Origin of the sequence: Paucibacter sp. XJ19-41 (assembly GCF_028462495.1) — a bacterium.
GTDB lineage: Bacteria > Pseudomonadota > Gammaproteobacteria > Burkholderiales > Burkholderiaceae_C > Roseateles_E.
Map to the genome: position 1 here is coordinate 1 of NZ_JAQOWX010000053.1, position 20,866 is coordinate 20,866.

Sequence of the window (20,866 nt, forward strand, 5' to 3'; positions counted from 1 at the left end):
CTGCGCGGCCCTGCTGCAGGCCCTGGCCGCCCCCGCTGCTGCGGCGGCCCCGCTGCAGGCCTGCCTGAACCGGCTGGCGCCGGCGCAGCAATGGCCGGGCGGTGGCGCTGATTTCGAGGCCAATCGCCTGGCCCTGCTGTGGCAGAGCCATGAGGCCGGCGCCGCCCTGCTGGGCAATGCGCTGGCGCGGCTGGCCGCCGAGCCGGCGCTGCGCCGGCCCGGCCGGATGCGGGCCTGGCTGCCGACCCTGCTGCGCGAGGGCGGTGGCGTGCGCAACACCCGGCGCTTCGCCCTGCAGGCGCTGGAGATCGGCACGGTACAGCTGCAGCCGGGCGACGCCCTGCTGCTGAATCTGGCCGGCAATAGCGCCGAAGCCGACGATCTGGGCTTTGGCACCGGCGCCCACCGCTGCCCTGGGCAAGACCTGGCCCTGGAGACGGCCGCCGCCGCGCTGGAGCTGCTGCTGGAACACCAGGACGGCAGGCGCTGGCCGACACCCGCGCAAGGCCTGACCCTGGCCAATGCCCACATCCCCTCCTTCAACGACCCACAGGAAACCGCCACGCCATGATCGCCATCATTTTCGAAGTCCAACCCCGGCCCGAGGGTCGGCAGCGCTATCAGGACCTGGCCGCCGAGCTGAAGCCCGTGCTCGAGCAGATGGACGGTTTCATCAGCATCGAGCGTTTCCAGAGCCTCAGCGATCCGGGCAAGCTGCTGTCGCTGTCGTTCTGGCGCGACGAGGAAGCCGTGCAGGGTTGGCGCCGGCTGGAAGCGCACCGGGCGGCCCAGAGCGAGGGCCGCGCCGGGGTGTTTGCCGACTACCGGCTGCGGGTGGCGGCGGTGCTGCGCGACTACGGCCTGCACCAGCGCGAGCAGGCGCCGGCCGACAGCCGCAGCCGCCATGGCTGAGGAGCGCCCAGGCGAGACTTGAACTTCGGCCCATCACCCCATAGATGAGGGCAGTCAGAAGCCCTGACGGTAGCTGAACTTGGGGCACGGCCTTATGCTGGCCCACCCAAGCTCCGCTTCATCCCCTCACTGGAGTGACATCATGTCCCGCAAGACCCCCATCGAGCGCTATCGCAATATCGGCATCTCCGCCCATATCGACGCTGGCAAGACCACCACCACCGAGCGCATCCTGTTCTATACCGGTGTGAATCACAAGATCGGTGAGGTGCACGATGGCGCGGCCACGATGGACTGGATGGAGCAGGAGCAGGAGCGCGGCATCACGATCACCTCGGCGGCCACCACCTGCTTCTGGAAGGGCATGGACCTCTCGCTGCCCGAGCACCGCATCAACATCATCGACACCCCCGGCCACGTCGACTTCACGATCGAAGTGGAGCGCTCGATGCGGGTGCTGGACGGCGCGGTGATGGTTTACGACTCGGTCGGCGGCGTGCAGCCGCAGAGCGAGACCGTCTGGCGCCAGGCCAATAAGTACAAGGTGCCACGTCTTGCCTTTGTCAACAAGATGGACCGCGTCGGGGCGGACTTCTTCCGCGTGCGCCAGATGATGGTGGACCGGCTGAAGGCCAATCCGGTGCCCATCGTCGTGCCCATCGGCGCCGAGGACCATTTCCGTGGCGTCGTCGACCTGCTGAAGATGAAGGCCATCCTCTGGGACGAGGCCTCGCAGGGCATGAAGTTCACTTATGAGGAGATCCCGGCCGAGCTGCTCGCGACCTGCAAGACCTGGCGCGAGAAGATGGTGGAGTCTGCGGCCGAGGCCGATGAGGCCTTGATGAACAAATACCTGGAGGCCGGCGAGCTCAGCGAGGACGACATCAAGCTGGGCCTGCGCAAGCGCACCATCGCCGGCGAGATCCAGCCCATGCTGTGCGGCTCGGCCTTCAAGAACAAGGGCGTGCAGCGCATGCTGGATGCCGTCATCGAGCTGATGCCCTCGCCCATCGATGTGCCGCCGGTCCCAGGCACCGATGAGGACGACAAGCCGACGACGCGCGATGCCTCCGACGATGCCAAGTTCTCGGCCCTGGCCTTCAAGCTGATGACCGACCCCTATGTCGGCCAGCTGACTTTCGTGCGCGTCTATTCGGGCGTGCTGAAGTCGGGCGACTCGGTCTACAACCCCGTGCGCGGCAAGAAGGAACGCATCGGCCGCATCCTGCAGATGCACGCCAACCAGCGCGAGGAAATCTCGGAGATCCTGGCCGGCGACATCGCCGCCTGCGTGGGCCTGAAGGATGTGACCACCGGCGAGACGCTGTGCGACCCCGAGGCCATCATCACGCTGGAGAAGATGGTGTTCCCGGAGCCGGTGATCTCGCAGGCCGTCGAGCCCAAGACCAAGGCCGACCAGGAAAAGATGGGTATCGCCCTGGGCCGTCTGGCCAAGGAAGATCCGTCCTTCCGTCTGCGCACCGATGAAGAGTCGGGCCAGACCATCATCTCGGGCATGGGCGAGCTGCACCTGGAAATCATCGTCGACCGCATGAAGCGTGAGTTCGGCGTGGAAGCCAATGTCGGAAAACCGCAAGTGGCCTACCGCGAGACGATCCGCAAATCGGTCAGCGATGTCGAGGGCAAGTTCGTGCGCCAGTCGGGCGGCAAGGGCCAGTACGGCCACGTCGTGCTGAGCGTCGAGCCGCAGGAACCGGGCAAGGGCTTCGAGTTCGTCGATGCGATCAAGGGCGGCGTCGTGCCGCGCGAGTTCATCCCGGCGGTCGAGAAGGGGGTGCGCGACACCTTGCCCAACGGCGTGCTGGCCGGCTATCCGGTGGTGGATGTCAAGGTCACGCTGACCTTCGGCTCCTACCACGAGGTCGACTCGAACGAGAACGCCTTCAAGATGGCCGCCAGCATGGGCTTCAAGGAGGCCTGCCGCAAGGCCAGCCCGGTGATACTGGAGCCGATGATGGCGGTCGAGGTTGAGACGCCCGAGGACTATGCCGGCACGGTGATGGGCGATCTGTCCAGCCGTCGCGGCATGGTGCAGGGCATGGACGATATGGTCGGCGGCGGCAAGCTCATCAAGGCCGAGGTGCCGCTGTCCGAGATGTTCGGCTACTCGACCACCCTGCGTTCCGCCACCCAGGGCCGTGCCACCTACACGATGGAGTTCAAGCACTACAGCGAGGCGCCGAAGAACGTCGCCGACGCCATCATCACGGCGCGGGGCAAGTAAGTTGGGGGAGGCGCCTCAAGGCGTCGTGCTTCGTCCGATGACGGAGCACGACGTCCCGCTGATCCACCGCTGGCTGCAAGCCCCGCATTTGGCCCCATGGTGGGGTGACGCGGGGTTCACGCTGGCCGAGACCCAGGCCGGCTATTCGCCTGCGGTGATGGCCGCCGATCAGGTCACGCCCTATATCGCGATGCGGGGTGGGCGCGCCATCGGTTTCGCCCAGTCCTATCTCGCGATGGGCAGCGGCGACGGATGGTGGGACTTCGTGACCGACCCCGGCGTGCGCGGCATCGACCAGTTCCTTGCACACGGCGAGGATCTCGGCCAGGGGCTGGGCACGCAGATGGTCGAGGCCCTGGTCGAGCTGCTGTTCCGCGACCCGGCGGTGACCCTGATCCAGACCGATCCCGACCCGGGCAATCATCGCGCGATCCGCTGCTACGAAAAGGCCGGGTTTCGCGCGGTCGAGATTGTCACAACGCCGGACGGGCCGGCGCTGTACATGGTCAGGGAGCGGAGTACCAAGCCGCGATGAACACTGCCGCCCGGCTCCAGCACTGACATGCCCATCACCCCCTTTCATTTCGGCCTCGGCGCCGCCCTGCATGCCGCCGCGCCGCGCCGCATTAGCTTTCTGGCCTTCTGCGCAGCCAATGTCTTGATCGATGTCGAGTCACTGGTCAATCTGATCCAGCACCGCCATCCGGTCCATGCCTTTCTGCACAGCTATGTCGGCGCCGCCTTGATGGTCGGCGCGACGCTCGCCCTCTTCCTGGCGCTGCGCGGGATCGCCGCGCGGTTCTGGCTGCCGAACCCGCTACGCTGGCAAGACCTGACACCCCGGGCAGTTGCCATCGGCGCCGCGCTGGGCGCTTTCTCTCATATCGTTTTCGACAGCATCATGCATGCCGATATGCGGCCGCTCGCGCCCTTCAGCGATGCCAACGCCCTGCTGGGTCTGCTCAGCCTGGCCGAGCTGCATCTGCTGTGTCTGGGGCTGGCCGTGCTGGGCATTGCCGTCCTGTGCCTGCGCCGCCTGCACTCGGACGATCAGTGACTGTCCGCGTCCATCGCTCAGGAGCCCGCCCATGCCCGAACCCCAAGCCCACTTCGGCGCCGTGATCTTCGCCAAAGACCTGCAGCGTCTGGCGCAGTTCTACGAGCAGGTGATCGGGCTGAGCCGGCAGCAGGGGGCGGCCGACCATGTGCTGCTCGGAGGGCCAGGCTTCGAGCTGGTGATACATGCCATTCCGGCCCGCATCGCGGCCGGCATCGTGATCACGACGCCGCCCGAGCGGCGCAGCGAGACGCCGATCAAGCTGTTCTTCAATGTCGCGAGCCTGCAAGCCGCCCGGGAAACCGCCCAGCGCCTGGGTGGCGACATCGTCGCGGATGAGCAGGGCTGGCTGATTCGCGGCGCCCGCGTCTGCGATGGCCTCGACCCGGAGGGCAATGTGCTGCAGCTGCGCCAGCACCCGGCCTGAGTCCGGTTTCGCTGGCCTGCGCTGTCACCTGGGCGCCAGGCGCTCGCAGCAACGGCTGCTAGCCTCGGCGCCGGCCGGTCTCGACAAGCCGGCCATGACACAACAGCGAGGACTGCACCGATGGTCAAGATCAGCGGCAACTACCGATGGTTCGAGGGCGCGCGTTTCGATCACGCCTACTACCGGGCCGAACATATGCGACTCACCCGCGCACTGCTGCGGCCGCTGGGCTTGCAGCGGCTGGAGAGCGATAGCACCCTGTCCGCCCACACGCCGGCACCGGGCCAGATCATCGCCACCTCCAACGCCTGCTTCGCCACGCTGGCCGCCGCCCAGGCCGCCCTGCAACAGGCCGGCGCCGCCCTGCTGGCCGATCTGCCGAACTACACCGACATCAGGCCCGAGTTGCATCTCAGCGAGGTCGACAGTCATCCGCTGGACTGAGGCGGGGATGGGGCGCCCACAGCCCCGCGCATCCGGTCTGGAGTGCTTGCACGACCGCGAGGCCCGATCTGCGCAAGATCAGCCCTTGTCCGGCCTCTACCAGCAGGTCGAGGCCTTCATTGTGCTGGGTGACCCACAGCGCGCCGTCGACGCAGCGCAGGATCAACTCGCGCTCGACCAGCACACAAAGCAACTCGCGCCGCCGCAAATGCACAAGAATGTGCCCCATGCCCGTCAACTGCACTTCCGCCTCCCTTGCCACGTCTTGTCGCAGCCTTGGAGCCCAGTCTGCGAGGACCGCGCTGCGGCCACAAACGGTGGTTCTGAATGATCCACATGACGGGCGCGCATGTGTATGAAAAGACCCCCACGCGTCTCGCTGGATCTCTTGCGCAGCTTCGAGGCGGCAGCCCGTCATCTGAGTTTTACCCGCGCAGGCCAGGAACTCTGCCTGACCCAGTCGGCCGTGAGCCGGCAGATTCAGCTGCTCGAGACGCAATGCGGCATGCCGCTGTTTCTGCGAGTCAACCGGGGCCTGCGCTTGACCGAGGCAGGTCAGCGGCTGCTGACGACGGTCAGCCAAGCCCATGGGCTGGTGGACGAGGCACTGGCGCAGCTGGCGGATCAGGCCGACGCCGAGACCTTAAGAATCGGCGTTGCCGCGCCGTTCGCGGCCCTGGTCCTGGCACCGGCCCTGCATCGGTTTACGGCCCGACACCCGCGCTGCAGCTTTCACATCGTGGCCTCGGATGAGCCTTCGGAGCTGGAGCAGCAGCACCCGCATGTGCTGATCCGTCACTATCGCCCGGGTGCCGCGCCGGTCAACGCCGTACGACTGGCCACGGACGCGGTGCTGCCCGTGTGCGCCCCGAGCTTGCTGAGCGGGCCCGCAGCGGCGCCCCTGCTCTATCCCGGCGACCTGAAGAACCACTGCCTGCTGCGCTATGAAACCTTGGTCGACGGACGCAGCAAGATCGACTGGTTCAGATGGCTTGCCGCGAACGGCCTCGGCCCGCTGAGGCCACGCGCAACGCTCGGCTTCAACCACTACGAGCACGTCGTCCAGGCCGCGCTGAACGGTGCCGGCGTCGCCATCGGTCGCCTGCCCTTGGTCGCCCGCCATCTGGCCGACGGACGTCTGCTGGCGCCGTTTCCTGGCACTGCGCTCGAGACAGGCGCCTGGCACGCCAGCATCGCGCGAGATCACAAGACCGAAGAGTCTGGTCTTTCCCATGATTTCGTCGCCTGGCTGGGGAGCGAACTCGGTCACAGGACCGAGCTACCATCGCCGCCACCGCCGACCGGAGCCCTTGCGCCATGAGCACGCTGACCGCCCATCGCCGCTTCTACGCCCGCTTCATCGTCGCGAGCGCCGGCGCCAGCGATGAGCGCCTGGTCGCGGCCTTCGAGGCGGTGCCCAGGGAGGACTATGTCGGGCCGGGGCCGTGGCCGGTGTTCATCGGCTCCGGCTATCTGCCGACGATCTCCGATGATCCGGGCCTGCTCTACCAGGATGTGCTGATTGGCCTGGCCCCGGAGCGCGGCATCAACAACGGCCAGCCGACGCTGCATGCCCGCTGCCTGGCGGCGGTGGCACCGGCGGCCGGCGAGACCGTGGTCCATATCGGCGCCGGCAGCGGCTATTACACGGCCGTGCTGGCGCATCTGGTCGGCCCGGACGGTCGAGTGCTGGCCTATGAGATCGAAGCCGATCTGGCCGCGCGGGCGCGGCAGAACCTCGCCTGGGCGGGCGAGCGGGTCGAGGTCATGGCGGCCTCGGCCAGCGCCGGGCCGCTGCCGGCCTGTGATGTGATCTATGTGAATGCCGGCGCCACCCATCCGCCCGCCGCCTGGCTGGACGCGCTCAAGATCGGTGGGCGCTTGATCTTCCCGCTGACGCCCGATACGGGCATGGGTTGCATGCTGCGCATCACCCGGCTGGGCGAGCGCAGCTATGCGGCCACGGCCCTGATGCGCGTCGCCTTCATTCCCTGCATCGGCGCGCGCGACCTGGCCGCCTCGCAGTCGCTGGCAGCGGCGCTGGAGCGGCAGTCGCTGGGCGCGGTGCGCTCGCTGCATCGCGACAGCAGCCCCGACGCCAGCGTCTGGTGCGCCGGGCCGGGCTGGTGGCTCTCGACAGCCGAGCCCCAGCACTGAGGCCCGTCGCCCCTCAGCTCGCCGGCTCGGCCAGGAAGATCTCGACGCGGCGGTTCTGCGCGCGACCGGCGTCGTTGGCATTGCTGGCGACCGGCTCGCGCGCGCCCCGGCCTTCGACCGCCATGCGGCTGCGGCTGACGCCACGGTTGGCGAGGTAGTCGCGCACCGATTCGGCACGGTCCATGGCCAGGGGCTCGTTGATCGCGTCGCTGCCGGTGCTGTCGGTATGGCCGACCACGGTCACCCGCACCTTGGGGTCGAGGTTGCGGCCGATCTCGTCGAGCACCGGGCGCATCTGCGGCTTGATGTCGGCGCGACCGACATCGAAGGAGAAGTCGCTGGGCACGTTCAGCTTGAGCTGGTTGTCGGCCGTGCGGTCGACCTCGATGCCGGTGCCGGCACTGGCCGTGGCCAGGGCCTTGCGCTTGTCTTCCAGATGCTTGGACCAGAGGTTGCCGGCCACCGCACCGATGGCGCCGCCGATCACCGCGCTCTGCCCGGCCTTGCCGCCGGTGGCCGAGCCCAGGATGGCGCCGGCCACGGCGCCGACCGCAGCGCCCTTGGCCGTGCCCTGCTCACGCTCGCTCATCGAGGCGCAGCCGGCGGCCAGCAAGGCGATAGACAGCGTGGCCGCCATCAAAGCGGGGCGGCGGAACGAGGGACGAAGGATGGGCTTCATGGGCAATGGCTCCAGGCGTTGAATTTATGGGTATCGGGGGGCGGCAAGGGGGCGCAGACCTGCTGCGCCAGGGCCTGCTCGGTGGCCTGCAGTTCGTCGGCGATGCGGTCGATCTGGCTGCTCTGCCATGGCAGCTCGCGGTAGGCGCGTGCCAGGTCTTGCTGCAGCCGTCGATATCGCTCCATCAAGCTCTCGTCAAACTCCATCACAAAACTCCATTCGATGGCGGCCAGTATCGCGCTCGCCCCTGGGCGCGGCTGTAGGACAGGAACCCATTTGCAAATTCATACAGGCCCGCCGCGCCGGCGCAGCCAGACCAGGCCGGCCAGGCCCAGCAGCAGCATCGCATAGGACGCCGGTTCGGGCACCAGACGCACCACCACGCCGTTGATGCCCACTGCATAGAGCCCGCCGTTGCCGTCCTCGCCGAAGGAGGCCAGCCCGCTCAGGCCGCTGCCGCCGATGAAGGCCTCGGTGTCGTCGCGCAGATCGCTGGGCGCCCCGCCCGCACCGATCGCAAAGGAGAAGATGCGGTTGCTGATGAAGTCGCCGAAGAAGTAGCGGCCGTCGGCATCGGCAATGCTGGGGCCGCGGTAGACATAGCCGCCGGTGATCGAGTTGCCCAGGCCGCCGGGGCTGCCCAGATGCCCGTAGTCGAACACCGGCTCGGTCAGCCCGGGCGCGTTGCCGCCGACACCGGGGGTCGCGATCGTGCCCTCGCGCAGACGCCAGCCATAGTTGTGGCCGCCGGCATCGCCGCTGGCCTCGAAGTTGATCTCCTCGCGCTGGCCCTGGCCCACATCGGCGATCCAGAAGTCGCCGGTCTGGCGATCAAAGCTGTTGCGAAACGGGTTGCGCAGGCCCAGGGCCCAGATCTCGGGGGCCACATCGCTGCGGCCGGCGAAGGGGTTGTCGCCCGAGATCGCATAACCGGCCGTATTGCCGCTGACATCGATGCGCAGCATCTTGCCGAGCAGGCTTTGCGGATTCTGCGCGTTGTTGCCGGGGTCGTTGCCGCTGCCGCCGTCACCGGTGGCGATATAGAGGTTCTTCTCATCGCCGGGGCGAAAACCCATCCAGCCGCCCTTGTGGTTGTCAAAGCCGGGCTGGGCGATGCTCAGAATGGGCTGGGTCAGGCCCGCGTCGACGACGCCTCCGGCCACCTGGTAGCGCGCCACCACGGTGTTGAGCGTGGTCTTGTCCACATAGTTCACATAGAAGCGACCGTTGTCGGCAAAACCGGGATCGAAGGCCAGCCCCAGCAAGCCGCGCTCACCGCCGGTCGCCACCTGGCTCGACAGGTCGAGAAAGGGCGTGGCCTGCAGCACGCCGCCCGAGATCGTGCGGATCAGCCCGCCCTTCTCGACGACGAACAGACGCGCATCGCCGCCGGGCGCGCTCAGCAGCAGGGGCTGATTCAGCCCGCTGGCGACCACGACCTGGCCGCCCAGCGCCTGCGCGGCACCGGTCGCCAGCCACAACAGACCGGGCAGCAAGGCCCGCACCATCATCCACTTGCCAGAAAAGCTGACGGCCATGACCAAGCTCCTTGCGGGACGCTGCCAGGGCGCGTCGACCCGGTGCGGCAGATGGCCGCCTGCCGAATTTAGCGCGGCAGCCCGGGTTCCTTGTAGGCGCAGACCGTGACGGTTTGTAAGCGAGTGCCGTGCGATCGGTCCCTTAGCCGGGGGCGGGCCTCGTCCACAATGGCGCCATCGCCCACCATCAAGGGAGCCCCCGTGCCGCCGTTTTTAGTGCAACGCATCGACCATATCGTGCTGCGTGTCCAGGATCTGGAACGCTCGATCCGCTTCTATGCCGAGCTGCTGGCCTGCGAGGTGCTCAGGCGGCGGGACGATCTGGGCCTGGTGCATCTGCGTGCCGGCAGCTCGCTGATCGACCTGATCTCGGTCGACGGCCCGCTCGGTCGCAAGGGCGGCACCGCCGCCGGCGAGCAAGGCCGCAATATGGACCATGTCTGCCTGCGCATCGAGCCCTTCGACGAGACGGCCATCATCGAGCACCTGCTCGCCCACGGTTTGCCGCGCAGCGCCGCGGCCCAGATCAACTTCGGCGCCGAGGGCGACGGCCCCTCGCTCTATCTGGCCGACCCGGACGGCAACCAGATCGAACTCAAGGGGCCAGGTCTTGCCCACTGAAGAACGTCTTGACAACAAGGAGCTTCCGAGATGAAAAAAGTATGGCTGTCCCTGCTGGGACTGGCGGCGCTGGCCGCCTGCGTGCAGGCCGAGCCGGTGGGCGAGGTGGACACGGTGTTCAAGTTCCTCGGGCCGGATCACAAGATCGTCGTCGATGCCTATGACGACCCCAAGGTGTCAGGTGTTGCCTGCTATGTCTCGCGCGCCAAGACCGGCGGCATCAAGGGCGCACTGGGCCTGGCCGAGGACAAGGCCGAGGCCTCGATCGCCTGCCGCCAGGTCGGGCCTATCAGCATTGCCAAGCCGCTGGCGCAGCAGGAGGAGGTGTTCAATGAGCGCATCTCGCTGGTGTTCAAGAAGCTGCGCATCGTCCGCATGGTCGACGCCAAGCGCAACACCCTGGTCTATCTGACCTACTCGGACCGGGTCATCGAGGGCTCGCCGCAGAACAGCGTCACCGCCGTGCCGGTGGACCGGGCCACGCCGATACCGATGCGCTGAGGGCTGGCGCGGCGTCGCCACCGCGCCTGAGCCCTGCTTAGAACTGCGCCCGCACGCCGAAGTAGAACTGCCGGCCGCTGTTGTACAGCGAACGCAGCTGGCTCTTGTTGTTGCCGTAGTACTTCAGCGTCGGGTTGTTCAGATTGAGCGCGTCGAACGTGAAGCTCAGCTGATCGCTGAACTTGTAGCTCAGCGAGGCGGACAGGGTGCCGCTGGCGTCCATATGCTGGGCGAAGCTGCGGTCGATGCCGGCCAGGAATGAGCTGCGGTAGGTGTAGTTCAGCCGCGCATTCCATTTCGCGTCTTCGTAGTAGGCGCCCAGGTTGTAGCTGTGCTTGGAGGCGCCGACCAGGTCCTGGCCGGCGCTGTCCTCGCCGTCGGCATAGGTGTAGTTGGCATTGCCGCCGAAGTTGCCGAACAGCGGCGCCTGCACGGCCAGCTCCAGGCCCTTGTTCTTGGCCGACACATTGATGGGCGCGGTCACCGTGTAGCTGCGCACCACACCCTGCTTGTCGTTGAAGAAGTCGGCCTTGTAGCTGCCATAGCTGACGTAGGAGCCCATGTCCATATAGAAGACGCCGGCCGACAGCAGCGAGCGCGGCGCGAAATACCACTCGGCCGACAGATCGAAGTTGTTGGAGCGCACCGGGTTGAGCTGCGGATTGCCGCCCGAGGCCGTCAGCGTGTCGTCGTTCAGACCGACCGAGCCGCCCAGGGCACTGAAGTCGGGCCGCGTCATCGTGCGCGAGGCCGAGGCGCGCAGCAGCAGATTGCGGTCCAGCTCGTAGCGCAGGCTGGCGCTGGGCAGGTAGTCGGTGTAGCTGCGCTCGCTGCGGACCTGGCTGTACTTGCCCCAGGCCGAGCCCACGATGGGCTTGGCGCCGCCGGCCACATTGATCAGCGTCTCCTGCGTGGTCTTGACGACGCGCAGGCCCACATTGCCGCGCCAGCCGCTGCCCGAGAGCTGGGCCATCAGATAGCCGGCCCGGGTGTCTTCCTTGAGCTCGAACTCGGCCGGCCATTCGTGGCGCACCACCGGGTCGGCATAGCGGTTGGCCAGCGACCAGTCGCGGATGGCCGCAGGGTCCAGCAGCCACAAGTCCTTCAGCACCGGCCCGCCCAGGCCGCCGCCGAAATCGCCGGGGTATTTGCCGCCCGACCAGTTCGGCGCCCCTTTGACGCCCGTCAGCGAGGGGCGCGCCTGGATGGGCACTTTGACATCGCGCTCATGCGAGGCAAAGCGGGCGCCGAACTTGACCGACTCCAGCACGCCGCGGTCCAGCGTCCAGTCGGCATCGATCTGGCCATAGCTCTCGCTGTCCAGCGACTTGCTCTGGCGGCCCCAGAGCCAGTTGAAACCGGTCTGCTTGAAGTCGGCCGGATTGGCGCCCGGGAACTCGACATGGGCCGGCTTCATGCCGTTCAGGCCATAGCCCAGGCCGGAGTTGGCCAGGTCGGCGGCATAGGCATGCTCCTCGGTGGTCTCGCCGACGCCGCGGGTGCGGCCCAGTTGTGCCGTCAGGACCAGCGCATCGCTGAACTGATACTTGCCGTCCAGGTTCAGATAGGAGCTCTCGGCCTTGGAGCCGGGGCGGTAGATGCTGTCGACCTCGGCCACCGCCAGCGCCGTCTTGTCCCAGCTGGCGCTGCTGAGCAGGCCGTTGCTGACCACGTACTTGGACGGCGCCAGGCCGTTGACGCCCGTGTCGCCCGGTGTGTTCGGGTCGGGCGCGCGGCCGTCGAACAGGCGGTCCGGACGGGCCAGGTAGTTGACGTTGTAATTGGCCGCGTCGAGCTTGGAGTAGAAGCCGTTCAGGCCCAGGACCAGGTCGCGGCCCAGCTTGCCCTGCAGCTCGAAGGCGCCGCCCTGGCGCTTGCGCTCCTGCTGGAACAGGCTGGAGCCGATCATGGTCGGGTAGCTGACGCCCTTCAGATCGGGCTTGCTGGCCAGCACATGCTGGTGGCCCCAGGCGCTGCCGTCCAGGGTGGCATAGCCCAGGATCTCCTGGCCGTCGCGGCGCACATGGCGGGTCTGCGAGAAGACCTGGAACAGCGCGCCCAGATCGCCGGCCGCGTTCTTGATGTTCACCAGCGCGGCCAGCTGCGGATCGGTCTTGCCGGCCTTGTCCGAGTGCACGGCCTGGGCCGAGGCGAACACGGTCAGCGCCTTCTTGAACTCCAGCGGCTTGCGGGTCTCGACATTGACGGTGCCGGCGGTGCCGCCCTCGATCAGGTCGGCGCGCGAACTCTTGTGCACCGTGACCTTGCCGACCAGCTCGGAGGGCAGCAGCGAGAAACTGGCGCTGCGACCCACCGAGCCGAACTGGTTCAGGATGAACCAGTCGCCGGTGCCGATGGCGTGGCCGTTGATCAGGGTCTGGGTCAGCGTCGGCGTGGTGCCGCGGATGCTGACGCGGTCGTTCTCGTCGAAGCCGCCCTCGCCGCCGGCGGCCGAGCTGATATTGATGCCGGGCAGGCGCTGGATCGAATCGGCGACGTTCTTGTCGGGCATCTTGCCCACATCTTCGGCCGTCACCACCTCGACCAGACCATCGGCCTGGCGCTTCTGGTTCAGGGCCTGCTCGAGCGCGGCGCGGATGCCGGTCACGACCACCGCATCCAGCGCGGTTGGCTTGGCAGCCGGCGGCGCTGGCTGCGCCGCAGCAGCGCCCGTGCCCAGGGCCAGGCAGGCGGCCAGGGCCAGCGGCGTCAGCGCGGGTGTGTAGGCGGAGAGTTTGTGGGGGGCCGTAGCGTGTCTCATCGGTGTTGTGTTCTCTTGTTGGATGGCGGGACGAAGGCGGCAAGGCCTTGCGAGGCTGACTGCAAAACCGGCAGCGGCCGGCATGCGTACCGGACGGCAATTGGTTTTGAAGTGGTAGCAATATCGCCAGCCAGTTTTCAGGCTTCTTGAGCATCGCCTTAATGGCGCCTTAAGAGGCTTCGGCTACATTGTTGGCATGAGGGTATGTCTGGTCGAGGATGATCTGGCGCTGGGGCGCGCCCTGCAGGCCGCGCTGCAGGAATCCGGTCACGAAGTGGTATGGGTTCGGCGCAGCGTCGATGCCCGGCACTGGGTGCAGGACGAGCCCTTCGACGCACTGCTGCTGGACCTGGGCCTGCCCGACGGTGACGGGCTCGAGCTGCTGCGGCGGCTGCGCGCGCAGGGCAAGCAGGTGCCCATCCTGGTGATCACCGCGCGCGATGGCGTCGAGGACCGGCTCAACGGCCTGGACATGGGCGCCGACGACTATGTGATCAAGCCCTTTGTGATCCCCGAGCTGCTGGCCCGGCTGCGCGCGGTGGCGCGCCGCGCCGGGCGCTGGAGCGACGGCGACGCCGGCAGCCGCTGGGCCTGCAAGGACTTGGTGCTCGACGAAGGCCGCATGATGCTGACCCGCGCCGGCGAGACCGTGCATCTGTCGCGCACCGAGTTCATGCTGCTGCAGACCCTGATGCGCTACCCCGACCGGGTGCTGACCCGGCGCGAGCTGGAGGCCCGCGCGCTGCCGCACAGCGAGGGTCAGGCGCTGGACGTGCACATCTTCAATCTGCGCAAAAAGTTGGGCGAAGGCTATGTGCGCACCGTGCGCGGCATCGGCTTCGTGGTCGAGAGCGGCCCATGAAGCGCCGCACCCTGCTGGGGCGCATGCTGACCGGATTTGCGCTGGTGCTGCTGCTGGCCTGGTGCCTGCTGATTGCCTTCGAGGTCTACGAGGTCAAGGTGCTGCAGCAGCGCTACTCCAAGGCCGAGAACGACAGCCGCGCCCGCGGCCTGCTGCTGCTGGCCGAGTCGCTGCGCGACCGGCCCCAGCAACTGGCCCAGGCCATAGAAACCCAGGAGCAGCTGCGCCACCAATACTGGTGGACGCTGGGCTATAGCGCGCCATGGATCCATCTGCAGATGTGGGTCGATGGCCGCCAGGTCTATGCCTGCAGCCCGCCGCTGCGCAGCGTGCAGCCGGCCGAGCTGACCCCGCCGCCCACGCTGCCGCCCGACCGTGGCTGGAGCTATGTCCAGGTGCGCAGCGATGATGATCGCGTGGTGATCCGGCGCTGGCAGGAGCGGCCGGGCACCTGGCATTTCAGCAATGCCGGCATGGTGCACTACACCCGCCCGCTGCTGATGAGCCTGCCGCTGCTGCTGCTGCCGGCCTGGCTGATCCTGCGCCAGGGCCTGCGGCCCTTGCGCGCCATTGGCCGCCAGATCGAGCGCCGCGACGCCAAGGATCTGGCACCGCTGCCCGACACGCCCTATGCCGAGCTGGCCCCGGTGGTCGATGCGGTGAACCGGCTGATGGCGCGGCTCTCGCGCCGCCTGTCGCGCGAGCGCGAGTTTCTTGTGGACGCGGCCCATGAGCTGAAGACCCCGCTGGCCGTCATCGAGGTCAATGCCGACCGCCTGCTGCGTGCCGCGCCGGCCGCCGCCCAGGCCCGCGAGGGCTTGCACGAGGGCGTGCAGCGCATCACGCACACGGTGCATCAGCTGCTGTCGCTGATGCGCTCCGGCGCCGAGTCCGAGACCGAGGGCAATGCGCTGAGCCGCCAGGATCTCGCCGCACTGCTGCGCGACCGGCTGGCACTGCTGGCGCCGCTGGCGCATCGCCACGGCGTCGAGCTGGAGCTGCAGGGGCCGGACGAGGCCTGGCTGCAGCTGGCCCGCGAGGGCATGGCCTCGCTGCTCGACAACCTGATCGACAACGCGATCAAGTACGGCGCCGCCCAGGTGCTGCTGCGCCTGGACGGCAGCGAGGCCGCGGGCTGGCGGCTCAGCGTCAGCGACGACGGGCCGGGCATACCGCCGGCCCTGCACGCCAAGGTGTTCGAGCGCTTCTACCGCCTGCCCGGCCAAGACCAGCCCGGCAGCGGCCTGGGCCTGGCCATCGTCGAGCAGGTGGCGGCGCGCCACCGCGCGGCCATCAGCCTAGGCCCCGGCCTGGGCGGCCGCGGTCTGGGCGTCACGCTGGAGTTCGCACCGAGCCCTGCATCAGCGCAGCTCCATCACCAGGCCGGCCTGGTCCGCAAGCCGGTAACTGTGGCTTAGCACCAGGGCCTGGCCGCGCGGCCCATAGCTCTGGCGGGTGATGTGCAGCAGCGCGACGCCCGGCGCCAGTCCCAGCAGCCGCGCCTGCTCGGGCGTCGCATTGCAGGCGCGCAGGCGCTGCAGCTCGCGCGTCGGGCTCAGGCCTTGCTCGGCCAGCCAGTCTTCCAGCCGGCCGTCAAACTGCTGCGGCCGGGGCAGCAGATGCAGGGCCAGGCAACGGCTCTCCAGTCCCGCCCAGCCCGGGTCCGCTGCGGCACCGGTTGCGGCGGCCGCCTCGCGCCACTGCAGCCGCGCCACCGGCGTCTGCGGCGACAGGCCCAGCGCGAACAACTCCTCTGGCGTGGCCGCGTCGGCCTCGCGCACCAGCCAGTGGCGCGGCAGGCCGGTACCGGCCGGGCTCAGCACCGGCTGCAGCGCCGGAGCCTGGGCCGCCGCGTCCACCAGCGGCTGGGTCAGATAGGTGCCCGAGCCCCGCCGGCGCTCCAGCATGCCGCGCTGGCACAGCAGATCCAGGGCCCGCCGCGCCGTGTGCCGCGACACCGCCAGCCGGTCCGAGAGCTTGCGCTCGGAGGGCAGGCCGGTCTGCCAGCGGCCCTGCCGCACCTCGTCCAGCAACTGCTGCATCAGGCGCATATAGAGCGGCGCCGAGTCGGCGGGGGATTCGATTTCAAGCGTCTGCGACATGGTGGCGCCACTGTCGCAGCCGGGCTTTCAGCCCGGCTCAAGATTGCTTTAAGAGTGGATTAAGGTCCTGCGGCGCACCGATCTGCGGCAACAATCCGAGGACGCCTGCCGATGCCTTCCGAGGCGCGTGGCAGCCTCCGCCTGCAATTCTTGCTCATGGTCAGACGATGAAAACCCTGCTGCGCGCGTTTCCCATCATCCACGGCCTGATGGCGATCCTCTTTGCCTGCGCCGCTCTGATGCTCACCCTGATTGCCGCCAAGGTCGGCTGGCTGGCCTTCGAGGGCGGGCTGGACCGCGGGGCCGCGCTGCAGATCATTGAAGCGGTCGGCCTGCTGGCCGCCGCCGTGGTGGCCCTGCAGATTGCGCAGACCATTGCCGAGGAAGAGGTCGTGCGCGACGCCCACATCAGCGGGCCGACCCGCGTGCGGCGTTTCCTGTCGAGGTTTCTCGTCGTCGTGGTCGTGGCGTTGGCGATCGAGGGTCTGGTGGCCACCTTCAAGGCCGCGCACGAAGACCCCGCGCACATGCTGTACGCCGCCGCCATCGTGCTCTCGGCCGGCGTGCTGCTGGCGGGCTGGGGCTTCTTCATCCGCATGAACCGCTACGCCGAGGAACTCGAACCGGAGGCGATGGCGGAAGCAAAGCGCGAGGACACCAAGCTCAAGTGACCGCTCGTTGTTGGACCCGCTCGAGGCTCAAGGCTTGAATTCAGACACGCGAATGAAGAACAGCGAATGCATCATTGAACAGTATCTGGGCGGCAAGCTCGTCCGGGCCTTCATCCCCACCGGCGATCAGACCCTGCCATGGCGCATGTGTGTCAACGGCAAGAGCTATCCAAGGACTCACGGCTGGGTCTTGTCGAAGATATTGCCCACGCTCATAGAACACTCCCTGGTGACGACGAAAGTCGTGCCGATGGAAGTGTCAGCGGATGCCGGCGGATCAGGCCTTCGAACTGAGCCTTTAGCGGTCGAGACCGGACCCGATTTGCCGACAACCTCCTCGTGCCGCAGTGAATCACGCGGCACCGTAAAGCTAGCCGCCATGCCTGCCGGTCTCGACTCATTGCACGAACTGGAACTTGTCACAGCGCACGAAGTGCTCGTCGCCTACTGCACCGATGGACCGATCATTGAGGAGCGTGGCGGTTGATCGGCATGGTGTTAGATTGACTTTCGCTCGTCATGCCCGCCCGGCGTCACGGATGAAACCATCTTGTCTAGACTGAAAAGTACCGCCGTGTGTCCAGCCACCCTATTCATTGATCTCGACGGCGTCCTTCGACTCTGGCCCAGCGGCTACTCGGATCTGGAGGACGCGCACCAGTTGCCCGTTGGTTCGATCACAAGAGCCGCGTTTGCCTCGGATCTCCTCACTCAGGTCATCACAGGCCGGATCACCGATGAAGCGTGGCGAGCTGAAGTGGCACGACGACTTGCTGCCTCCCATCCCAGCAGTCGGGCTGACGCCGCCGTGACCGCATGGTCAAAGCCGGTCGGAACCGTCAGCCTTGATGTACTGAACATGGTCATGGTCTCGCGGGAGCACTGCTCGGTCGGCTTGATCACCAACGCCACCGATCGTCTGCCGCGCGACCTCGCAGCCCTAGGTCTGACCGAGCATCTGGACTTCGTCATCAACTCGAGCGACATCGGTGTCGCCAAACCAAGTCCGGAGATCTTCATGCATGCGCTTGCGGCGACAAACACACCACCTCAACATGCCGTGTTCATCGACGACACAGCGTCGAACGTCGCAGCCGCCAATGCCATGGGCATTCGATCCCACCACTTCGTCTCGGCAGCAAGTCTGAGGACGTTCATGCAGTCTGTCGGACTGCCCACGATTGCTTCATAGCCACCGACAAGGAAAGCTCGGTCAAGCCTCGCCAGCAAGCCCTGACCCCCTCGGGTTTTCATCCCCCGCATCCGGGCAGCCGCCACGCACCGACAGCGCCGCTATCATGATCCCGCCGCGCGATACCGTCCGGCCTCAACCCTCGAAGGAAAGAAGAGCAGCCATGGGCATCGTCTGGACCATCTTGATCGGGTTTCTTGCGGGGCTGGTGGCGCGTGCCGTCAAGCCGGGTGACGACTCGGCCGGCTTCATCGTGACCACGCTGATCGGCATTGGCGGCGCCTTGGCCGCCACCTATCTGGGTCAGGCGCTGGGCTGGTATACCGCCGGCCAGGGCGCGGGCTTCATCGCCTCGGTGCTCGGTGCCGTCGTGCTGCTGCTCGTCTGGGGCGCGATCAAGAAGAAGGGCTGAGCGGCTGCGAGCTCAGCCAAACACCACTGCCGCCGGACTGCCCACCGCCCCGTACTGCTCGGCAAAGCGCAGCCCGCCGTCAACGCTGCTGCGCTCGAACACCGCCACATGGTCGCTGTTCTGGTTGCAGACCAGCAGCCAGCGGCCGCTCCCATCCAGCGCGGCGCTGCGCGGATAGCTGCCGCGCGTCCATTCCAGGCCGCGCAGGCGCGGTGCGCCATCGGCCAGCAGATCGAAGATCGCGATGCTGTCGTGCAGGCGGTTCAGGCTGTAGAGCTGGCGTCCATCTGGCGAAGCGAGCAGGCCGGACGCGAAGCTGGTGCCCTTGAAGCCGGCCGGCAATGCGCTGATCTCGCCCAGCGGCACAAGCCGGCCCGCGGCCGCATCGAGACGCAGCCAGCTCAAGCTCGAGGCTTCCTCGTTGAGCACATAGACCAGCTCGGGGCGCTGCGGATGAAAGACAAAGTGACGCGGCCCGGCACCCGACGAGACCGGTGTGGCCTGGGGCGCGCTCAGGCGGCCGGTGGCGGCGTCGAAGCGCCAGACGATCAGCAGGTCCAGGCCCAGATCGCAGGCGATCACGAAGCGTCCGCTGGGATCGCTGGCCGCCATATGGGCATGGGCGGCGTCGTGGCCGCTGATCGCAAAACTGCCCTCAGGGGCGCGCGCGGCGCGCTGCGGCCCGGGCCGCAACTCCGGCGCGAAGGCGGTAGGCCGCACCTCGAGGGCCGGGCCCGGCCGGCCATCATCCAGCAGCGGCAGCACGGCCACCGTGGCCCCGCCATAGTTGGCGACGAAAAGATGGCGGCCCGCCGGATGCAGGCTCAGATGCACCGGGCCGGCCCCGCCCGAGGCTGCCGTGCCCAGCGGGCGCAGCGCGCCGTCCGCCGCCAGCGCATAGGCACCGACCGAGGCGCCACTCTCATTGGCGCTGTAAAGCACCCGGCGGCCGGCGTCCAGCGCCAGCCAGCTGGGGCTCAGTTCATTGGGGGTCAGGTCTTGTGGCGTCAGCGCGCCGCTGACCGAGTCGAGGCGAAAGCGATGGATGCCTCGGGATTTGGGGGCATAGCCGCCGATATAGACGGTCAGCGCCGGGTTCGGGAAGGAAGTGGCGGCAGCGGTCATCGGCAGGGCGGCTAGAGTCAGCAACAGGGTGCGGCGACGATTGATCATGGTCAGCAAGCCTAGCCGACCCGCAGGCCGCTGTCCGGATCGAACAGCAGGCACTCGTGGGGGAGGATGTCCAGCGTCAGCGGGGCGCCGGTCATGGCCCCGCAGCTGGGCTGGATGCGGCAGCACAGGCGCTGGCCATCCAGCGCGAGCATCACATACGTGTCGGCACCGGTGGGCTCGACCAACTCGACCACCGCCTCGAAGCGATGGCCGTCCGGCGGCGCCTCGCCCTGGGCATTGACGATCAGCTCGGGCCGCAGGCCCAGCAGCAGCTCGCGACCGGCCCAGGCAGCCAGGCGAGGGTTGGCGAGCGCCAGGCCCATGCGACTGCCGGCGCCGGCCAGGCGCAGCAAGGGCGTGCCGTCCTCGACATCGACGCGCACGCGCAACCAGTTGATGGCCGGCGCGCCCATGAAGCCGGCGACGAAGACATTGGCCGGGCGGGCATAGATCTCGGCCGGCGTACCGAACTGCTGGATCTGGCCGTCCTTCATCACCGCGATCTTCTGGCCCAGGGTCATGGCCTCGACCTGGTCGTGGGTGACATAGACGGAGGTCGTGCCCAGGCGCTGCTGCAGCAGCTTGATCTCGGCGCGCATCTCCACCCGCAGCTTGGCATCGAGATTGGACAGCGGCTCGTCAAACAGAAAGACCTTGGGCGAGCGGGCCAGCGCCCGCCCCATCGCGACGCGCTGGCGCTGGCCGCCCGAGAGCTGGCCGGGCCGGCGCGCCAGCAGGGTCTGCAGCTGCAGCATCTCGGCCACGCGCGCCACCGTGGCCTCGCGCTCGGACCTGGGCACCTTGCGCATCTCCAGGCCGAAGCCGAGGTTCTGCGCCACCGTCATGTTCGGGTAGAGCGCATAGCTCTGGAACACCATCGCGATATCGCGGTCCTGCGGGCTTAAGCGTTCAACACGCCGGCCGCCGATATGGATCTCGCCGGCGTCCGGCGTCTCCAGCCCGGCAATCAGGTTCAATAGCGTGGACTTGCCGCAGCCCGAAGGCCCGACCAGTATCAGGAACTCGCCGTCGGCAATCTCCAGTTCTATATTCCTCAGCACCGCCTGGGCACCGAAGCCCTTGCTCAAATTCTTGATCGCAAGCCCGGTCAT

The 20,866-nt window shown here is 67.7% G+C and carries 25 protein-coding genes and 1 pseudogene; 18 read left to right on the forward strand and 8 right to left on the reverse strand.

Going from position 1 to position 20,866, the window contains the following annotated elements; genetic code table 11:
• The 7 genes and pseudogenes from PO768_RS14915 to PO768_RS14945 all read left to right on the forward strand — a co-directional run.
• A pseudogene (locus tag PO768_RS14915) lies at positions 1-571 on the forward strand (hypothetical protein); the annotation flags it as partial.
• Positions 568-912 (forward strand): antibiotic biosynthesis monooxygenase family protein, encoded by a 345-nt coding sequence (locus PO768_RS14920; protein WP_272646683.1) that lies wholly within the window; start codon positions 568-570, stop codon positions 910-912. The pseudogene PO768_RS14915 and the gene PO768_RS14920, both read left to right, overlap by 4 nt.
• Before the next feature lie 142 nt (positions 913-1,054).
• Complete coding sequence (gene fusA / locus PO768_RS14925; protein ID WP_272646684.1) at positions 1,055-3,157, forward strand: elongation factor G; 2,103 nt, start codon at positions 1,055-1,057, stop codon at positions 3,155-3,157.
• 1 nt (position 3,158) lies between these two features.
• The gene (locus tag PO768_RS14930) at positions 3,159-3,692 is read left to right on the forward strand and encodes a GNAT family N-acetyltransferase (RefSeq protein ID WP_272646685.1); all 534 of its coding nucleotides are present in this window, start codon (positions 3,159-3,161) and stop codon (positions 3,690-3,692) included.
• A gap of 27 nt (positions 3,693-3,719) precedes the next feature.
• Positions 3,720-4,214 carry a hypothetical protein gene (locus PO768_RS14935; RefSeq protein WP_272646686.1) on the forward strand — a complete coding sequence of 165 codons (495 nt, stop codon included), beginning with the start codon at positions 3,720-3,722 and terminating at the stop codon, positions 4,212-4,214.
• A 31-nt stretch (positions 4,215-4,245) separates the two neighbouring features.
• A complete protein-coding gene (locus PO768_RS14940; RefSeq protein ID WP_272646687.1) occupies positions 4,246-4,641 on the forward strand; it encodes a VOC family protein in 396 nt (131 codons plus the stop codon).
• 120 nt (positions 4,642-4,761) lie between these two features.
• Positions 4,762-5,085, forward strand: a complete 324-nt coding sequence (locus PO768_RS14945) for an EthD family reductase (RefSeq protein ID WP_272646688.1) — start codon at positions 4,762-4,764, stop codon at positions 5,083-5,085.
• Here PO768_RS14945 and PO768_RS29285 read toward each other — a convergent pair.
• Positions 5,054-5,269, reverse strand: coding sequence for a DUF2917 domain-containing protein (locus PO768_RS29285; protein ID WP_442953238.1), 216 nt, complete (start codon positions 5,267-5,269; stop codon positions 5,054-5,056). The two genes, PO768_RS14945 and PO768_RS29285, sit on opposite strands and share 32 nt — an antisense overlap.
• Between PO768_RS29285 and PO768_RS14950 the strand changes: the two genes are divergently transcribed.
• The 3 genes from PO768_RS14950 to PO768_RS14960 are packed head-to-tail and all read left to right on the forward strand — an operon-like array spanning position 5,171 to position 7,242.
• Positions 5,171-5,416, forward strand: coding sequence for a hypothetical protein (locus PO768_RS14950; RefSeq protein ID WP_272646689.1), 246 nt, complete (start codon positions 5,171-5,173; stop codon positions 5,414-5,416). The two genes, PO768_RS29285 and PO768_RS14950, sit on opposite strands and share 99 nt — an antisense overlap.
• 57 nt (positions 5,417-5,473) lie before the next feature.
• Positions 5,474-6,406 (forward strand): LysR substrate-binding domain-containing protein, encoded by a 933-nt coding sequence (locus PO768_RS14955; RefSeq protein WP_272646690.1) that lies wholly within the window; start codon positions 5,474-5,476, stop codon positions 6,404-6,406.
• Positions 6,403-7,242 carry a protein-L-isoaspartate O-methyltransferase family protein gene (locus PO768_RS14960; RefSeq protein ID WP_272646691.1) on the forward strand — a complete coding sequence of 280 codons (840 nt, stop codon included), beginning with the start codon at positions 6,403-6,405 and terminating at the stop codon, positions 7,240-7,242. The genes PO768_RS14955 and PO768_RS14960 overlap by 4 nt, the downstream gene beginning before the upstream one ends.
• Before the next feature lie 13 nt (positions 7,243-7,255).
• On the opposite strand, the gene PO768_RS14965 is transcribed toward PO768_RS14960, so the two are convergent.
• From PO768_RS14965 to PO768_RS14975, 3 genes are all read right to left on the reverse strand, one after another.
• Positions 7,256-7,921, reverse strand: coding sequence for an OmpA family protein (locus tag PO768_RS14965; protein WP_137944799.1), 666 nt, complete (start codon positions 7,919-7,921; stop codon positions 7,256-7,258).
• Positions 7,918-8,127 (reverse strand): hypothetical protein, encoded by a 210-nt coding sequence (locus tag PO768_RS14970; RefSeq protein WP_262970305.1) that lies wholly within the window; start codon positions 8,125-8,127, stop codon positions 7,918-7,920. Before PO768_RS14970 ends, PO768_RS14965 begins: the two co-directional genes overlap by 4 nt.
• 78 nt (positions 8,128-8,205) lie before the next feature.
• Complete coding sequence (locus tag PO768_RS14975) at positions 8,206-9,459, reverse strand: PQQ-dependent sugar dehydrogenase (RefSeq protein ID WP_272646692.1); 1,254 nt, start codon at positions 9,457-9,459, stop codon at positions 8,206-8,208.
• Positions 9,460-9,660: 201 nt separating this feature from the next.
• On the opposite strand from PO768_RS14975, the gene PO768_RS14980 reads away from it, so the two are divergent.
• Both PO768_RS14980 and PO768_RS14985 read left to right on the forward strand, forming a co-directional pair.
• On the forward strand, positions 9,661-10,080 hold the full coding sequence (locus PO768_RS14980; RefSeq protein WP_272646693.1) for a VOC family protein: 420 nt from the start codon (positions 9,661-9,663) through the stop codon (positions 10,078-10,080).
• A 30-nt stretch (positions 10,081-10,110) separates the two neighbouring features.
• Positions 10,111-10,581 (forward strand): CreA family protein, encoded by a 471-nt coding sequence (locus tag PO768_RS14985; protein ID WP_137944795.1) that lies wholly within the window; start codon positions 10,111-10,113, stop codon positions 10,579-10,581.
• A 37-nt stretch (positions 10,582-10,618) separates the two neighbouring features.
• On the opposite strand, the gene PO768_RS14990 is transcribed toward PO768_RS14985, so the two are convergent.
• Positions 10,619-13,342 (reverse strand): TonB-dependent receptor, encoded by a 2,724-nt coding sequence (locus PO768_RS14990; RefSeq protein WP_272646694.1) that lies wholly within the window; start codon positions 13,340-13,342, stop codon positions 10,619-10,621.
• A gap of 196 nt (positions 13,343-13,538) precedes the next feature.
• On the opposite strand from PO768_RS14990, the gene PO768_RS14995 reads away from it, so the two are divergent.
• Both PO768_RS14995 and PO768_RS15000 read left to right on the forward strand, forming a co-directional pair.
• Complete coding sequence (locus PO768_RS14995) at positions 13,539-14,204, forward strand: response regulator transcription factor (RefSeq protein ID WP_137944793.1); 666 nt, start codon at positions 13,539-13,541, stop codon at positions 14,202-14,204.
• Complete coding sequence (locus PO768_RS15000; protein ID WP_272646695.1) at positions 14,201-15,622, forward strand: ATP-binding protein; 1,422 nt, start codon at positions 14,201-14,203, stop codon at positions 15,620-15,622. Before PO768_RS14995 ends, PO768_RS15000 begins: the two co-directional genes overlap by 4 nt.
• Here PO768_RS15000 and PO768_RS15005 read toward each other — a convergent pair.
• Positions 15,566-16,306 (reverse strand): GntR family transcriptional regulator, encoded by a 741-nt coding sequence (locus tag PO768_RS15005; RefSeq protein WP_137944791.1) that lies wholly within the window; start codon positions 16,304-16,306, stop codon positions 15,566-15,568. The genes PO768_RS15000 and PO768_RS15005 overlap by 57 nt on opposite strands.
• Positions 16,307-16,473: 167 nt before the next feature.
• On the opposite strand from PO768_RS15005, the gene PO768_RS15010 reads away from it, so the two are divergent.
• From PO768_RS15010 to PO768_RS15025, 4 genes are all read left to right on the forward strand, one after another.
• Positions 16,474-16,977 carry a hypothetical protein gene (locus PO768_RS15010; protein ID WP_262970312.1) on the forward strand — a complete coding sequence of 168 codons (504 nt, stop codon included), beginning with the start codon at positions 16,474-16,476 and terminating at the stop codon, positions 16,975-16,977.
• Positions 16,978-17,029: 52 nt separating this feature from the next.
• Positions 17,030-17,464, forward strand: a complete 435-nt coding sequence (locus tag PO768_RS15015) for a hypothetical protein (protein ID WP_272646696.1) — start codon at positions 17,030-17,032, stop codon at positions 17,462-17,464.
• Between the two features lie 63 nt (positions 17,465-17,527).
• Positions 17,528-18,169 carry an HAD family hydrolase gene (locus PO768_RS15020; protein WP_272646697.1) on the forward strand — a complete coding sequence of 214 codons (642 nt, stop codon included), beginning with the start codon at positions 17,528-17,530 and terminating at the stop codon, positions 18,167-18,169.
• A 163-nt stretch (positions 18,170-18,332) separates the two neighbouring features.
• Entirely contained in the window at positions 18,333-18,581 is a 249-nt protein-coding gene (locus PO768_RS15025; protein ID WP_137944788.1) for a GlsB/YeaQ/YmgE family stress response membrane protein, read from the forward strand.
• Positions 18,582-18,593: 12 nt separating this feature from the next.
• Here PO768_RS15025 and PO768_RS15030 read toward each other — a convergent pair whose 3' ends face one another.
• Both PO768_RS15030 and PO768_RS15035 read right to left on the reverse strand, forming a co-directional pair.
• Complete coding sequence (locus PO768_RS15030) at positions 18,594-19,754, reverse strand: lactonase family protein (RefSeq protein ID WP_272646698.1); 1,161 nt, start codon at positions 19,752-19,754, stop codon at positions 18,594-18,596.
• A gap of 11 nt (positions 19,755-19,765) precedes the next feature.
• Positions 19,766-20,866, reverse strand: a complete 1,101-nt coding sequence (locus PO768_RS15035) for an ABC transporter ATP-binding protein (RefSeq protein WP_272646699.1) — start codon at positions 20,864-20,866, stop codon at positions 19,766-19,768.